At 43.1% G+C, this 16114-nt stretch carries 12 protein-coding genes; 11 read left to right on the forward strand and 1 reads right to left on the reverse strand.

Features of this window, described 5'->3' with window-relative positions; all coding sequences use genetic code 11:
• Positions 1 to 178 precede the first annotated feature (178 nt).
• Together dnaE and trxA are read left to right on the forward strand one after the other, a co-directional pair.
• On the forward strand, positions 179 to 4471 hold the full coding sequence (gene dnaE / locus BFP97_RS07250) for a DNA polymerase III subunit alpha (RefSeq protein WP_069841777.1): 4293 nt from the start codon (positions 179 to 181) through the stop codon (positions 4469 to 4471).
• A gap of 102 nt (positions 4472 to 4573) precedes the next feature.
• On the forward strand, positions 4574 to 4909 hold the full coding sequence (gene trxA / locus BFP97_RS07255) for a thioredoxin (protein WP_069841778.1): 336 nt from the start codon (positions 4574 to 4576) through the stop codon (positions 4907 to 4909).
• A gap of 105 nt (positions 4910 to 5014) precedes the next feature.
• On the opposite strand, the gene BFP97_RS07260 is transcribed toward trxA, so the two are convergent.
• Entirely contained in the window at positions 5015 to 5875 is an 861-nt protein-coding gene (locus BFP97_RS07260) for a LytTR family DNA-binding domain-containing protein (protein ID WP_069841779.1), read from the reverse strand.
• Between the two features lie 147 nt (positions 5876 to 6022).
• Between BFP97_RS07260 and BFP97_RS07265 the strand changes: the two genes are divergently transcribed.
• The 9 genes from BFP97_RS07265 (at position 6023) to BFP97_RS07305 (ending at position 16100) form a co-directional block, all read left to right on the forward strand.
• Positions 6023 to 6475, forward strand: coding sequence for a TlpA family protein disulfide reductase (locus tag BFP97_RS07265; RefSeq protein ID WP_069841780.1), 453 nt, complete (start codon positions 6023 to 6025; stop codon positions 6473 to 6475).
• A 2-nt stretch (positions 6476 to 6477) separates the two neighbouring features.
• Positions 6478 to 7077, forward strand: a complete 600-nt coding sequence (locus BFP97_RS07270) for a redoxin domain-containing protein (RefSeq protein WP_069841781.1) — start codon at positions 6478 to 6480, stop codon at positions 7075 to 7077.
• Between the two features lie 8 nt (positions 7078 to 7085).
• Positions 7086 to 7607 (forward strand): hypothetical protein, encoded by a 522-nt coding sequence (locus BFP97_RS07275; protein WP_069841782.1) that lies wholly within the window; start codon positions 7086 to 7088, stop codon positions 7605 to 7607.
• A gap of 389 nt (positions 7608 to 7996) precedes the next feature.
• On the forward strand, positions 7997 to 8329 hold the full coding sequence (locus BFP97_RS07280; protein ID WP_069841783.1) for a PadR family transcriptional regulator: 333 nt from the start codon (positions 7997 to 7999) through the stop codon (positions 8327 to 8329).
• The gene (locus BFP97_RS07285) at positions 8326 to 10959 is read left to right on the forward strand and encodes an ABC transporter permease (protein WP_069841784.1); all 2634 of its coding nucleotides are present in this window, start codon (positions 8326 to 8328) and stop codon (positions 10957 to 10959) included. The genes BFP97_RS07280 and BFP97_RS07285 overlap by 4 nt, the downstream gene beginning before the upstream one ends.
• Positions 10960 to 11253: 294 nt before the next feature.
• A complete protein-coding gene (locus BFP97_RS07290; protein WP_139135219.1) occupies positions 11254 to 12060 on the forward strand; it encodes a LytR/AlgR family response regulator transcription factor in 807 nt (268 codons plus the stop codon).
• Positions 12061 to 12149: 89 nt separating this feature from the next.
• Complete coding sequence (locus BFP97_RS07295) at positions 12150 to 13310, forward strand: intradiol ring-cleavage dioxygenase (protein WP_069841786.1); 1161 nt, start codon at positions 12150 to 12152, stop codon at positions 13308 to 13310.
• Positions 13311 to 13386: 76 nt separating this feature from the next.
• The gene (locus tag BFP97_RS07300; protein ID WP_083262468.1) at positions 13387 to 14073 is read left to right on the forward strand and encodes a phosphoribosylanthranilate isomerase; all 687 of its coding nucleotides are present in this window, start codon (positions 13387 to 13389) and stop codon (positions 14071 to 14073) included.
• 188 nt (positions 14074 to 14261) lie between these two features.
• On the forward strand, positions 14262 to 16100 hold the full coding sequence (locus BFP97_RS07305) for a phytoene desaturase family protein (RefSeq protein ID WP_221406593.1): 1839 nt from the start codon (positions 14262 to 14264) through the stop codon (positions 16098 to 16100).
• The last annotated feature ends 14 nt before the right edge of the window (positions 16101 to 16114 follow it).

Raw genomic sequence — 16114 nt, forward strand, 5'->3', positions numbered from 1 at the left:
GTCAAATCAGGCACACTTACTTAGCCATTCTTGATTTTATTCTTAGCAAATCTTAAGCCTTCAACGACTGTTTTTATACAGTCTGATTAATGTTAAAACAAACGGGTAATTTTGGTCGCTTTTCTTTACTTTAGTTCACTAATTCAGGCCCAAAATCAACAAATCTAGCTAAGTACTTATGTATCTGATATTTGATACTGAAACCACCGGTTTACCCCAGAATTACAATGCCCCACTTACTGATTTTGACAATTGGCCCAGACTCGTCCAATTAGCTTGGCAACTCCATGAACCTAACGGCAAACTAGTTGCTGCGCAGAACCTGATTGTTAAGCCAGATGGTTTTACCATACCCTATAACTCTGCTCAGATCCATGGTATCACTACCGAACGCGCACTAGCCGAAGGTCAAGACCTTAAAGAAGTACTGGCCATCTTCAAAGAAGACATTGCTAAAGCCACACTGGGTATAGGTCATAACATTGAGTTTGACTACAACATTGTCGGCTCCGAATACTTACGAGCCGAACTCGAAAATGAACTAGAAGGCCTTGAGCCATTGGACACCAAGCTGGTTTCCACAGACTTTTGTGCCATACCTGGGGGTCGTGGCGGCCAGTTCAAATGGCCCACCTTAACAGAGCTTCATACGAAACTTTTTGGTGTTCCTTTTGCCGATGCACACGATGCAGCTTATGACGTAGATGCCACAGCCAGATGTTTCTTTGGCCTGATCAAAGAAAGTGTTGTTCCTCATGATTCATCATTAAAACTGAACGAAGTAGTTTACGAAGCCCCAGAACTAGATGCAGCCAACTTTGCACAAGGACAGGGCGACAGCACTGACACAGGCCAATCTAAGGTAGATACTGAAGCACTTTCTGCTTTGGAGGACATCCCCTTCTCCCACCTACACGTTCATTCTCAGTTCTCTATTCTTCAAGCTGTATCGGAGATTAACGGCATTGTAAATACTGCCAAAGAACTAGGCATGCCTGCGGTTGCGCTCACCGATCATGGCAATATGATGGGGGCATTCCAGTTTGTAAGTGCTGCCCTAGCCAACGACATCAAACCCATTGTTGGCTGTGAATTCAATATCTGTGCAGATAGAAGCAATAAGAAAGTTCAAGACAATGGCTTTCAAACCGTGATTCTGGCGAAGAACAAAAACGGATATCATAACCTTGTCAAACTGTCTTCCATTGCCTTTACAGAGGGATTCTACTATGTACCTCGGATTGATAAAAACGATCTTGTAAAGTATAAGGAAGACCTAATTGTAACCACAGGTGGACTTTGGGGTGAAGTGCCTTACAAGCTCTTGAATGTTGGTGAAACGCAAGCTGAAGAAGCCTTCGTGTGGTGGAAAGAACAATTTGGCGATGACTTCTATGCCGAAATCAATCGGCATGGCATTCCAGAAGAAGAACACGTCAACAAGATCACACTTCAGTATTGTGAGAAATATGGTGTTAAGCCGATCGCGGCCAACAATACCTACTATACTCGAAAAGAACAGTCTGAAGCACATGATGTACTCTTATGCGTAAAAGATGCCGAGTCTGTCAGCAAACCCAAAAAGTATATCGGCAAACGCGGTAGAGAATTCAGGTATGGATTCCCCAATGATGAATTCTACATGAAGTCATCCGAGGAGATGAAAAAGCTCTTCTCAGATATTCCGGAGGCCATTGCCAACACCAATGAAATTGTTGAGAAGGTGGAACCTTACAAGCTCGCTAGAGAGGTTTTACTTCCTAAATACGAAATTCCCGAGGAGTTCATTCATGCCGAAGATGATGAGGACGGTGGTAAACGAGGTGAAAACGCTTATTTGAGGCACCTTACCTATGAAGGTGCTAAAAGACGCTATGGTGAAATCACAGATGAGATTCGCGAACGCCTCGATTTTGAACTGGCAACCATTGAGAACACTGGTTACCCAGGCTACTTCCTCATTGTACAGGACTTTACGAACAAGGCTACGGAGATGGGTGTTTCTGTCGGGCCCGGTCGTGGGTCTGCTGCAGGATCGGTAGTCGCTTACTGTATTAATATCACCAATGTAGATCCTATCAAATACGATCTCCTATTTGAGCGTTTCTTGAATCCCGATAGGATATCACTTCCCGATATTGATATCGACTTTGATGATGAAGGTCGTCAGAAGGTCATCGACTATGTGATCGAGAAATACGGAAAGAATCAGGTAGCCCAGATCATTACCTATGGTACCATGGCGGCCAAGTCTTCGATCAGAGATACAGCAAGGGTGATGGAACTTCCCCTTCCCGATGCCGATCGTGTTGCGAAGCTAGTGCCCGACATCAAGCTTGCGAAGCTATTTTCACTCAGCGATCAGGAACTAAAAGCCAAGATTAGGTCCGAGCAAATTCCATTGGCTAATGAGTTGAAGAACATTGCCAAAGGCAGTACGGCTGAAGGAAGAGTAGTCAATCAGGCACGCGTATTAGAAGGCTCTGTGCGTAACACAGGAATCCATGCCTGTGGGGTGATCATCACGCCTGATGACATTACCAACTTTGCTCCTGTCGCCACAGCTAAGGACTCAGACATGTGGTGTACACAGTTTGATAATGCTGTAGTTGAGAGCGCGGGACTGCTCAAAATGGACTTCCTTGGTCTAAAAACGCTAACCTTGATCAAAGATGCGGTCAAGAATGTAAAGGAAAAACATGATGTCGATCTTGTTCCTGATGACTTTCCATTAGATGACAAGAAAACTTATGAGTTATTCCAACGCGGTGAGACGGTAGGTATCTTCCAATATGAATCTGCTGGTATGCAGAAGTATATGAAGGAACTCAAACCCACTGAGTTTGCCGACCTCATTGCCATGAATGCCTTATACCGTCCTGGGCCTTTGGAATACATTCCATCCTTTATCCGAAGAAAACATGGTGATGAACCGATCACCTATGACTTGGACGATATGGAGGAATACCTGGCAGAAACCTACGGTATCACCGTCTACCAAGAGCAAGTGATGTTGCTTTCGCAAAAATTAGCTGACTTCACCAAAGGCGAAGCGGACGTCTTGCGTAAGGCCATGGGTAAAAAGCAACGTCAGGTACTGGACAAGATGAAACCCAAGTTTGTCGACCAGGCAAAAGCCAAAGGCCATGCCGAAGACAAGCTCGAAAAAATTTGGCGCGACTGGGAAGCTTTTGCATCCTATGCTTTTAACAAGTCGCACTCTACCTGCTACGCTTACATCGCATTTCAGACGGCTTACCTGAAGGCCCATTACCCTGCTGAGTACATGGCCTCAGTACTGAGTAATAATATGAACGACATTAAGCAGGTGACTTTCTTTATGGAAGAGTGCCAGCGCATGGGCGTTCCGGTGTTGGGACCAGATGTTAATGAGTCTAACTACAAGTTTACGGTAAATGCCAAAGGTGAAATCCGCTTTGGTATGGGAGCCGTTAAAGGTGCAGGAGAAGCCGCCATCGAAGAAATCATTCGCGAACGCAAGGAAAACGGGCCTTATCCAAACGTCTTTGAATTCGCTGAGCGCATTAACCTTAGAACTGTCAATAAGAGAAACTTTGAATCGCTTGCTCAAGCGGGTGGATTCGATTGTTTCGAACAATATCACCGCAAGCAATACCTCTGGGCCCCAGAGGGAGAGCAAACCCTAATAGAAAAGGTGATCCGTTATGCGAATGCCAAACAGGCAGAGAAAGATGCTGCGCAGGTATCCCTCTTTGGAGGTGATAGTAATGTGGCTACTCCGCTACCAAGCGTAGCGGATATGGAACCTTTCAGTCAGATGGAAAAACTCAAGAGGGAGAAGGAAATCGTGGGTTTCTATATTTCTGGGCATCCATTAGATCAATTCGAGATTGAACTCGAGAGTTTCTGTAAGCCGATCAATGACATCAACAAGTTTCCTAACCAAGAAATCTCAATTGGAGGCATTGTCAATGGTATACGCAATGGCCAAACGAAAAATGGTAAACCTTACGGTGTCGTCAGTGTAGAAGACTACAATGGTTCTGTAGAACTCTTTTTGATGGGAGAAAAGTATATCAACCATGCCCAATACTTGAGGCCTGGCGAGTTCCTGTTTATCACGGGGCGCGTAGAGATCAACTGGCGTAAGCAAAAGGAGATCAGGGAAAACCCAAGCATCAACCCAACACCAGAAGATTGGGAGTTGCAAACATTCGCGGTTTCACTTTTGAGTGAACTAAGAGAAAAACGTGGAAAAGGGATCCATATCAAACTCGATGCTAAAATGGTCGATCAGGAATTGATTGAAAACATCATGAAGCTGACAGATGAGCATCAAGGATCTACAGACCTAAAGGTGGAGCTGGTCGATCGGTCCGAAAACCTTACTGTTGAGTTATTTGCACGAAAAATGAAGATTGACCCAAACAATGAACTGATCAAAGGGTTGAAGCAATGTACCGATGGTGCGCATTTGATAACAGCCTAAATCAGAATGTAATTTGTTCCGACATTCGTTCGGAACTTTTTAATTACTTTTGATGTCATTGCAGTGAATTAGAATAAAAACAAAGCATAAATAATAGAAATAATGGCGAACGCATTAGAAATTAATGAGAGCAACTTCGAAGAGTTAGTGTTGAAGTCTGACAAACCAGTTTTAGTTGACTTTTGGGCAGCATGGTGTGGTCCTTGTAGAATGGTAGGTCCTGTAGTAGAAGAAATTGCTGGTGAGTATAGTGACACGGCAGTTGTGGGAAAAGTTGACGTGGATGCCAACCAAGATATTTCTATCAAATACGGTATCAGATCTATACCTGCCTTACTTTACTTCAAAGATGGTGAGGTAGTAGATAGCGTTATTGGTGCTGTGCCAAAAAACGTATTGACCAACAAACTAGACGAAGCTATCGGAGCAGAAGCTTAAGATAGTATTGAGTAGCTAGTACAAAGTATTAAGATAAGAGCCCCGATTAATCGGGGCTTTTTTATTTATAACACAATACACTTTGAATATTACAACTAAGGGGAATCAAAAAGCCCGCTCAAAGTCCTGAGCTTTTAAGTCTCTATACCTATCACGAGACATAACGAACTCCTTCTTCTCCTTTGAACGGATACTCAATATGTATTTATCGAATTCCCAAAACCTGATATCATCTACAAAGTTCAGATTAACAATTGTCGCTCTATTCACTCTAAAAAACCCCTTTCCTTCTAAGAGTCTGGCCAGGTCAGTCAAATTTATTTTTAATCCATAGACCTCTTTATTGGTATAAACCCAATACTTCCTTCCCGATTTTTCTGCATAGACTACCTCATCTATATCCAAGCTTAACTCGCCAATGTTGCTAGAAACGATGATTGAATCTTTCTCATTGGTTTTATTCCGACTTCGCATGGCACTATTGAAGAGATTCGCATTCCCAAGGAAAAGACCCAGAAAGGTTAGAAATGAGAATTGGGAAACCATCACTCTACCAGCATCAACTGGTTCTTCGGCCAATCCAAAATCAATGGGACTCACCACAAACTGTAATGGAATACTGATGACAAAAAACCCGATCGCATTGATCACAGCTACGACAAACAGAGCAGCTTGCCATTTAAGAACCCCCTTAAGGCTTAATACCATTCGCTCTAGTCCCAGTCTGGAATTCATCATTCTAAAAAGAGCACTCAAAAGCCAAATGGATATTACCGCAAACAGCAATTTGTTAAGCACTATGTTAAACATAAACTTATTGAAGGTGAGGCCTTCGGTATACTGCGAAGCAGTCTGATAACATGCATAGAAATCAATCTGGGCATAAGGAATAAGGAAAAGTAAGACAGAGCACAATAGAAAAGCAGGTCTTTTAAACAAGCCGAAACTCAGTTCAAGCGATTTCATATCATTCCACAACGACTTTGATCGGATTGAGTTATTTCCTCAGTTAGGAGTTCAGACATTAATGCAGGATTTCGGTACCAAAAGGGAAATTCTACGCCACATCCTATCTACTGCCACCGTTAATTGTGAGCATCAAGAGATACAACCATGAAAATCACATCTATACTTCTTCTACTGCTGAGCACAACTTATTCACCTGATAAGGACTTGAAAGTAAAACTGCTGAAAGTCGAAGACTTCAGTCAAATCAGTGGTAGTTCTGAAGAGCCTCTTATCATTAACTTTTGGGCTACATGGTGCGGACCTTGTATCAAAGAAATGCCTGAGTTAGTAGCATTTTCGAAAGAGAAAAAGGCAAACCTGATATTCATTTCCCTGGATATTCCGAAAGAGATAGATAAAGCTCAAAAGCTGCTAGCCGAAAAGGGCGTTACTGGTGCACATTATTTATTAGAAGCCTTGGATGACAAACTTCCAATGATCCTTGAAGATTGGGTCGGAGGAGTTCCACTAACTATGGTGTATAGCGATGGCGTCAGAAAGGAAGTTTTCAGAAGACAAATCAATCAACAAGACCTTTTAGACCTAAATATTTTTTAACCATGAGAAAACTGATACTTATACCCCTTCTATTTTCCACTTTATTACAGCCACTGACAGAGGACAGAACGATTGAGATTGGAGATCCGCTGCCCATGACCGACTTAGAATTGGTGCATGCCAATGGTGAAAAGTCAGAGTTAGGTAGCCTCAAAGGAGAAAAAGGGATACTGATCGTATTCGCAGCAAACGAATGTGTTGCAGTAAAATATTGGTACGACAGATTGATTGAGACAGGTAACAAAGCAGAGCAAAATGGCATCAAAGTACTGTGGGTGAACTCCAACAAAACACAACGAGAAGCTGGTGAATCATTAGAAGAAATGGCCCAATTCGCTCGCGAAAAGAAGCTTCCATTTGATTATGTAATTGAGGACAACTTTCAGTTAGCGGACCACTTCGATGCCAGGGTTACACCCACCTCCTACCTGTTTGACCAAGACTTCAAATTGGTATATAAGGGAATCGTAGATAACAACATGACGAACAGTGATGCAGCGACCGAACATTATCTGGATGATGCCATTTCGGCAACGGTCAAGGGCGGAAAAGTCCCTGTGCCCGTAAAACTAGGAAGAGGCTGTCGTATACCTAGAAACTAGACCTGCAAATGCGTTTACGATTTCTGATTATTCCATTACTCATCATATGGACAACAGCCAGACATGAGGGAAGTCATGCACTAGCAGCCTATATACTGGGGGCGGATATTCAAGAACTAAAACTACTACCTGGCATTCATGCGGAACTGGGTTTCTACTTTGGTTATGTAATTCATACTGGAGTGGAATCGTGGTTGATCGATGCCGCACCTTTCTTTATTGATGGCATGCTCATGCTACTCGCATTGGCCTGGCTAAGCAATAAGAAAACGCATAAACACTTCCGGATCATATTACTTTTTGGGGTAGTATCACCCATGGCAGATATGGCCTATAACTATCAGGGAGGGTTTTGGAGAAACGGTACTGACGTTTGGGATTTGTTGGAAGCACTTCCAGACCTCCCTGTCCACTTGTACTTTGTTATTACAATGACCTTGGGCTATGTAACGGCAAGAAAACTTCTGCAATCCAGAAGGCTCGCTTCTAGAATTGAACCGCTAGCCGCTAATAGCGACCAGCTTCAATAAACTAACCCAGAAACCGTCTGACGCTGGTCTTATAGGGTTATTTCAAAAAAAATTCATCTCCTCTGCAACATTTATTACGCTTGCCCCATCTAACCTTTATAATTGTTTTACAATTGGGTAATAATTAGTACCGAAGTCTTGTACACTTCGGTTTTTAAAGCGATAATTGTTTTACAAAAGGGTAAATAAAATCCTATGGACCGAAAGCGCCATAGTTTTTAGAACGACATAAAGTCGGAATGAAAAATTATCAAACCAAAATGTACGATTTATGATCTACGATGGGCGTAAATCCAAATTCTTAAATCGTAATGTTTGAGTAAGAAATACATTAAAGTAAACACCTGCCTAAGGTTAGTTAGGTTATAACTCCATTTGAGACTAATAAGATGAATAGCAAACTCGGAGAATTTGAAGAAATCGTGCTCATGCTTGTCGCAGCGCAACACGAACAGGCCTATGGTCTATCTGTAACACAAGCCATCGAGAAGGAACTCAAGCGATCGGTTACTATGAGTAGTGTGCATACCGCACTCTATCGGCTTGAAGAGAAAGGTTTTGTGACTTCAAAAATTGGCGATGCGGAAGGCAATCGTAGAGGTCGTAGAAAGCGTGTATTTGTCATCACCTCTCAAGGGAAAACGGCATTGAAAGAAACACGAGAAGCCAGAAATCACATCTGGAATATGATTCCAAAGTTCATACTCGAATTTGGTCAATGAATCAAACGAAGCAACATATTGATCCACCCAAGTGGGCAGAACGATTCTTTGAGTGGTACTGCTACCCTCCTCTCTTTGACTCCATTATTGGTGATCTCTATGAACGCTTCGATGAAAACTTAGAAAAACATGGTCAACGAAAGGCCAATCGCAAATTCTGTTTTGATGTCATTCGATTTATGAACAGGCACACACTCAAAAGAAAAGGTCAATCTAAATTTTATAACAACAACATGTCAATACTCAGTAATTACTTCAAAGTGGGTTTTAGAAACCTAATGAAGAATCGGTCATTTACAGCAATTAACGTTTTAGGGCTCTCAGTGTCTATGGCCGTATGTCTGGTAATCATCCTGATGATCAACGATCAGCTTAGCTATGACAAATGGCAGGCAAATAGTGAAGAGACTTATCGATTTACTCACTATGATCAAAATGAAATTAATATACCCATGGCCACCGTGCCTATGCCCTTGGGTGAAGCCATGCAAGATAAGTTTGCCGGTTTTGAGCATATGGTTACGTTCAGAAGGGGTTTTAGTGGAGATGTGATTCAAAACGGAAAGGCTATTGCCCTTCAAGGCTATTTCACCGAGCCCTCATTTTTTAAGCTCTTTAGTTTTGAGTTGGAACGTGGGAACCCAGAAACTGCGCTAAGCACACCTAATTCGATTGTCTTGAAAAAGGACATAGCCGAGAAGCTTTTTAAAGATCAAGATCCTATGGGACAAACCCTTGAGGTTGGTAACAAGGGCGTATACCAAGTGACTGGTGTCCTAAAGGAACTTCCCGGTAAAACCCATATCAAATTCGAATCGCTTGTCTCGCTGTCCAGTTTAGATAAGCTAGAGAAAAACAAAACGCTCGGTTCATCTATCGGCAACTGGGAAAATGGTAGCGAGACTTGGATATATTTTAATCTCAGAGATGGCTACGCTATCGAACCTCTGAAGGCTTATTTGGCTGAGGCAGAGAAAGAGCATTATGAACCAGATTCAGATGAACGTAAGGAGTTTACACTCCAAAAGATGTCCAAAATCACGCCAGGCCCCCTTCATGGCAATCAAATTGGTGCGGGTATGCCGAATTTCTTTGTTATTGGCTTAGGAGTATTAGCCGTGCTGATCATTGTATGTGCTACTTTCAATTACACCAACCTATCGGCAGCTCGGGCATTGACACGCACCAAGGAAGTAGGCGTTAGAAAGGTAATGGGTGCAAAAAAAGGACAACTGACTATCCAGTTTATAGTCGAATCTATATTGGTATCCGTACTCTCTTTGATCGTGGCGATCGGCCTATTACAGTTTTTAATTCCTGCTTTCCAATCATTACAAATGAGCTCACTTTTGGAGTGGGAGTTGAAACCTGACCTGAAAGCTTATCTTCAATTCTTCGGCTTCAGCGTATTGCTGGGTTTGGTCACAGGCATCTTCCCTTCTCTCTATTTGGCTTCATTCAAGCCGATTCAGGCCATGAAGAATTCAGTTTCGAATTCTAAACTTTCCAAACTCAGTTTGAGAAAAGCATTAATCGTAACCCAATTCGTGATTTCCATTGTACTGATCGTCTCCTCTGTTTTAGTTTATAAGCAGATCAAGTTTATTGTTGAAACAGATTATGGCTTCAGCAAGGAGAATATACTGAACGTGCATATGCAGGGTCAGGACTTCGCCAAGTTCGAGAACGAGCTTGAGAAGCTTCCTTTTGTTGAAAGTGTAACGGCCACGAACAACATTCCAAGTATGGGTACGGAATACTCAGAAGATGTGACGCTCAACAATGGAGATGAGCCATTTTCTATGAACTACTTCGATGTGGATGAGGACTATATCAGCAGCCTGCAACTCGAGCTTATTGCCGGTAGTGACTTTATCAAAGACGCTCCTTCGGTAAACAAAAGAGCCGCCATCCTGAATGAGACTGCCGTGAAACAGTTTGGCTTTGAAAGCCCTTTGGAAGCGGTTGGAAAGCAGTTTTACATTGAAAATGATTCCATTCCTCTCAATGTAGTAGGTGTGGTAAAGGATTACAACCACATGATGCTGATCATGGGCATAGACCCTATGATGCTTCGCTATGACCCCTCAGGCTTTAACATAGCCCAGATCAAAGTGGCTGGTTTTGATATGGTCAAAGAAATCTCTGGCATCGAAGCCGTTTGGGATGAGTTTGATCCTAACCACGAAATCATTCTCAAAACCTTTCAGGGAGAAATTGATGAATTCAATGCCTTCTTCTTTGACATTCTTTATATCGTGGGTCTGATCGCTATTTTGAGCATCAGTATAGCGGGCATGGGACTATTGGGTATCTCAACTTACGCTATTCAGATTCGCATGAAAGAAGTAAGTATTCGCAAGGTATTAGGCGCAAGTGTTAAGGGGTTGATATTCTTACTTTCTAAGAGCCTCAGCATTATGCTGACCGTTGCTTTTATCATCGGTTTCTCACTGGCCTATATGGCCAATAACGTCTGGCTCAATCAGTTTGCCTATAGAACCTCCTTCGGCTTTGACGTATTCCTGATGACTGCTCTGGCAATGGTTGGAATAGGTGCAGCCACTATTGGATGGCAAGCTTGGCGAGCGACAAGGGCAAATCCTGCGACTACGCTTAGGGATGATTAAATAGTCGGTGACCATGACTTTTATTAAACCGTCATTCTGCCTCGAAGCTTCAAGGTGTTTCAGAATCTTGATTACGAGACCCTGAAACCAGTCTGCCTTTGCAGGCAGGTTCAGGGTGACGTTTATATTTGAGTTAAAGGTTAACTCTCAAGCTCTGGTTTCTCATTAACCATCGATCCGACCGATCTGTGCTTCCTTACAAATCGGTCGGATCGATATATTGAAACCCAATCTCCTCCCAACATTCAACACACTACGCAATACGTACTACGCCAAATTCAGCTAGCTTTAACCTTGAAAAAGCAAAGCCCGTTATTAAGTCCAGTGAGTTTTTTAGCATATATAAAAAGTCAAAGGGTTAATACCATTCAGATTGGCGCGGTACTTCTTACGCTTGCCTTATTTCTAGCCCTCTTCCAAGACTATCTTCATTCCTATGTGCAGGGCTACAGTTTTTATTGGAGCGAGTCATTACTCTTCAACACCTTTTGGGTGCTCTTTATACCTATAGCGATATTAAGCAGAAGGTTCAAGAGCCATTCGAATAAGTATCGAATAGCTACGGATTCTATTGCAGCATCGGCTCTCCACCTACTCGCCTACCCCTTACTGGTTTTCATACTTTCGAGCCTATTCTTTTATCAACCCTACACTTTTACTAAGGTGCTGTCTTATGCCCTTTCTAAATATGTGTTCATCACCTTGATCGGGTATGGCTTGATTCAACTGGCACTTAGCTATATGGAAAAGCCCAAGCAGGCGTCAGTAGAAAACTCTCTTCAGAACATCTTGATCAACAAAGGGACAGAGAAGATTGTATTGGCCACTACAGATATCTATTATATTCAGGCCGAAAGCCCATATATCAAGTTTGTCACAGCACATGGCAACTACTTAAAGCAACAAACCCTTAAATCTATCCTTACAGGCTTAGACAGCAATCAATTTATCAGGGTGCACAAGTCGACCATCATCAATGGCGACATGGTTCAGTCTTTTACATCTAGGCTGAATGGCGACTATGACGTTGAGTTGAAGAATGGATCAACAGTTAGGATGAGCCGAAGCTTCAGCGCTCAATTTAAGGCCCAGTTTGGATAGCCACGTCTCAGGCTATTAACTACTCGCTTCACCATATTTAGATTCACCATGTTAATCCGCTTTGCGTATTTCAAAAGAAAAGCAAAAGCATGGTTAAGTCATTCACCCTCTCCCTCCTACTCTTTATTTCCGTATTCAGCTGCAATGCCTTCCAGTCAAAAAAGGTCGGTGGACCATTCGAAAATGCAGAGTTTATGTATTTCGGCATGCCGGAAAATATTGCCTCCAGCGACACTACGCTCGGCTGGTTTGGCAAGGGCCAAAAACTGATCATCACCGGGAAAATCCTTAAAGCAGATGGCAAAACACCTGCCCCTAACGTAATCGTGTATTACTACCACACTGACACGGAAGGGCATTACAGCAGCCGTAAAGACATGGACCAACGTGCTGCAAGGCACGGACATTTAAGGGGCTGGGTAAAATCTGATGCTGAGGGTAAATACGCAATTTATACCATAAGACCTGCGGCCTACCCGAACAGGTCAGATCCTGCCCATATCCACCCCACAATTCTCGAACCTCAGATTAACACACCATACTATACCGATGCCCTAGTATTTGATGATGACATCTTATTGACCACCGCTAAGCGAAAGGCCATGGATAACCGTGCCGGTAGTGGCATATTAAGGGTTTTAATGAAAGGTGATATTCAAATAGCCGAGCACAACTTTATTCTCGGGCTCAATATTCCCAATTACCCCAAAAAGGAAAGCCCAGAGATCAATTCGGGTAGAAGCATTGGCGAAGATCTCTTCTCCTTCACCCCTTATCATGCTTGGGGACCAGATATGGGTACCACCACCTGCCCCATTTGCAAGTACGGTCGTTATCAGGGAGTACTCTACTTTGCTGGTGCCAATACAGACTGGATGGAGGTAAAAGCCTGGTTGCGATATCTTGAAGCAGAAAGCTTCAAACGACAAGAATATCTGAAAACTTTCTTCATTTGTACAGCAAAAGAAAGGGAGGAGGTAAATGCCAAATTGGTCCGGATCGGAAAGGAATTAGGCCTCCGCAAGGTATCCCTCACTACTGTGCCCTCATATGCCGATCGCGAATCAGAAGTCTATTTGAATGAAATCAACCCATTAGCCAACAATACTTTTATCATCTATAGAAACAGCAATGTGGTGGCCAAATTTATCGAGCTATCGCCTACAGAAAGCAACTATAAGTTGATGTCAGAAGCCCTTGATAACACCAAAGGTGATTATATGCATTTAGCTCCGCCCAGGCATAAATAAAACCTCCACTATTCCTTATCAACTTGAGTTAGCAATTCACACTTTTTTGGAAGAACTTCCACATCCAAACACATCTATGGATTCGCACTCAATTTCGCACACCAAAATCAAAATCTGCTGTATTGCTTCCCTTGAAGAGGCACAACTGGCCATAAATACCGGAGCAGATTCACTGGGCTTTGTTTGTGCCATCCCAACTTCAGTTCGGACCATCGACAAGCAAAAGGTGGCGGAGATCACACCGCTTATTCCGCAGCACATTGATACCACTGTCCTAACCTCAGCTACTACAGCCGCGGAGATTGCAGAGCACGTCAAGCTTACCGGAACTTCATCTGTTCAGATACTGGCTCACATCACTTCGGAAGAGTCAAAACGATTGTCTGAGTTGATCCCGGATACCAAACGCTTGCAAGTCATTCATGTTGAGTCTGAAGCTTCACTCGATCTGATAGACAAGTATGCGCCTTATGTGGATGCTTTCCTCCTCGATTCAGGAAAACCAAGCCTCAAGACACCCGAGTTTGGCGGAACAGGCAGAACCCATGACTGGTCCATTAGTGCTGAGTTTGTAAGAAGAAGTCCCCTACCCGTTTATTTAGCCGGTGGACTCACACCTGAAAATGTGGGCGAAGCCATAAAAATAGTTCGCCCATTCGGGGTTGACCTATGCTCAGGTGTGCGCACCAACTCAGCACTTGATGTGCGCAAGCTTGGGGATTTTATTGCAGCCGTTCGGAAGGTGGATTTTACTAACAAGTAAATACTTCACCCATTTCCCTCTACTCCATACACAATACTCATTACGCAATACCCAGCACTGACCTACTCATTTTTACCCGATCTTATTCATAGCCGACATGATTATAATCATCAAGAGCGCTGACCGATTTCAATAGAGCCAAGTACAATTAAACCTAATTTCCAATCTGATTATTTAACCCCAATTATATGGTGAAATACAACACTATCGTCATTGGAGGAGGGTTAGCCGGATTGACTGCTGGAGCTACTCTGTCAAAGTTTGGAAAAAAAGTCCTCCTGTTAGAACAACACTACAAGCCCGGTGGCTGTGCCACCACCTTCAAGAGAGGAGATTTCATCGTTGAGGTGGGTCTGCACGAGATGAGCGGCATCTTGGAGAATGGTACGCTCCCGCAAATTTTTAAAATGCTTGAGGTCGATCAAAAGATTGACCTTCTCAAGGTGCCTGAGTTCTATGCTGCCTTTTCTGACCGAGGACAATTCGTATTGCCACACAGCTATGATGCAGCAGCCAAGGCCCTTCTTGACAAATATCCAGAGGACGAAAAAGGTATCAGACGCTTTATGAAAGTACTCAGGGGTATTCGAAAAGAAGGAGTCAGTCAACCACGTTCTAAACTAGTTAGAAAGCTCATCTACCCTTTTATGCCTCTACTTTACCCCAACCTCGTTGAGGCAAGTAAACATACGGTTGGGTCATGGTTAGACAAGTACATCACCAACGAAAGTGCAAAGTTGGACTTGGTGGCGCACATTGCCTACTGGGGTGATGATCCTTATACCTTATCCATGTTTTATTATGGATTACCCTTCTCAGGATTCATAGAGAATGGAGGCCATTTCATTCAAGGCGGGTCTCAAAAGCTTTCTGATCAGCTCGCAGCGTACATTGAAAAGCAGGGAGGCACAGTTCTATTAGGAAAAAAAGCAGAGAAGATTGTCACTCAAAATGGTCGAGTGACGGGGGTAACTTTCCGCGATAGTTTCAATCAGGACATGAGTCCCGTAACCATCAATTGTGACAATGTAGTGGCCAATTGTGCAATTCCCGTTGTACCGGCCATGCTGGATGAACCTTTTGCCAGTTCTCTGAAAAAACAAATCTCAGGCAAGGTCAATTCTTGTTCGCTGTTGTGCATGTACCTTGGTTTCAATAAAAAAATAGAAGAATTCGGTGTGGGGCATTACTCCAATGTCATCGAGGGTGAGGACGTAAGATCATTGAAGGACGTCAAGTCAAACCATCAGGGAGACTGGAACAAGCGCAGGTTCATTTTTGTCGACTACGGTAAGGTAGATGCCCAACTCGCACCGCCCGATAAATCTGAAGGAGTGATTTGTACGGTCGATTATGTGCAGGACTGGGAAGGCTTGAACGATGAGGAATACAAGGCCAAAAAGGAAGAAGTAGCCCAGATACTATTGCAACGATTGGATAAGCAATTTCCTGGAATCAGGGAAAGTATTGAGTACTACGAGGTCTCTACTTCTAAGACCATTCAGCGATACACATCCAACCCCACTGGATCAGTGTATGGTTATGCCCAGACGAAAGAACAAATTGGAAATGAGCGATTTAGAAACAACTTCTTAATACCCAATTTGTATTTTGCCTCAGCATGGGCCTTTCCTGGAGGTGGATTCGAAGGGAGCATCACGGGAGGGTTTTTGGCTGCTCTTCAGATGAATAAAGATAAGATTTGGACATCGGTTCATGATCAATCTTTCACCGACCAACGAATCGTCCGATTGCTTGAGCATAAGCCGATCGATGAACATAAGCTAGAATTGAGTTTTGAAAGACCTGTAGATTCCAAAATTCAAAAAGGAGCATTTGTATGTCTTAAACTATTGGATCCAAAAGTGACCGAACTGGACCTGCCCTATCGATGGCTTCCCATTGTTTCTTCGCAAGAAGAGGATAGCCTTCGTTTTCACATTCCATTAGATGGTAGCAGTTTCTCCAAAAGTTGCGAACAATTGAGCAGAGATGATAAAGCATTGGTATTTGGTCCCACGAGTTAGAACAGTCTAAACCA

This window comes from Roseivirga sp. 4D4 (assembly GCF_001747095.1).
Classification (GTDB): Bacteria; Bacteroidota; Bacteroidia; order Cytophagales; family Cyclobacteriaceae; genus Roseivirga.

Bases quoted from the DNA above. Each gene is read 5' to 3' on its own strand.
- dnaE (WP_069841777.1), top strand. From the start codon at position 179: ATGTATCTGATATTTGATACTGAAACCACCGGTTTACCCCAGAATTAC.
- trxA (WP_069841778.1), top strand. From the start codon at position 4,574: ATGGCGAACGCATTAGAAATTAATGAGAGCAACTTCGAAGAGTTAGTG.
- BFP97_RS07260 (WP_069841779.1), bottom strand. From the start codon at position 5,875: ATGAAATCGCTTGAACTGAGTTTCGGCTTGTTTAAAAGACCTGCTTTT.
- BFP97_RS07265 (WP_069841780.1), top strand. From the start codon at position 6,023: ATGAAAATCACATCTATACTTCTTCTACTGCTGAGCACAACTTATTCA.
- BFP97_RS07270 (WP_069841781.1), top strand. From the start codon at position 6,478: ATGAGAAAACTGATACTTATACCCCTTCTATTTTCCACTTTATTACAG.
- BFP97_RS07275 (WP_069841782.1), top strand. From the start codon at position 7,086: ATGCGTTTACGATTTCTGATTATTCCATTACTCATCATATGGACAACA.
- BFP97_RS07280 (WP_069841783.1), top strand. From the start codon at position 7,997: ATGAATAGCAAACTCGGAGAATTTGAAGAAATCGTGCTCATGCTTGTC.
- BFP97_RS07285 (WP_069841784.1), top strand. From the start codon at position 8,326: ATGAATCAAACGAAGCAACATATTGATCCACCCAAGTGGGCAGAACGA.
- BFP97_RS07295 (WP_069841786.1), top strand. From the start codon at position 12,150: ATGGTTAAGTCATTCACCCTCTCCCTCCTACTCTTTATTTCCGTATTC.
- BFP97_RS07300 (WP_083262468.1), top strand. From the start codon at position 13,387: ATGGATTCGCACTCAATTTCGCACACCAAAATCAAAATCTGCTGTATT.
- BFP97_RS07305 (WP_221406593.1), top strand. From the start codon at position 14,262: ATGGTGAAATACAACACTATCGTCATTGGAGGAGGGTTAGCCGGATTG.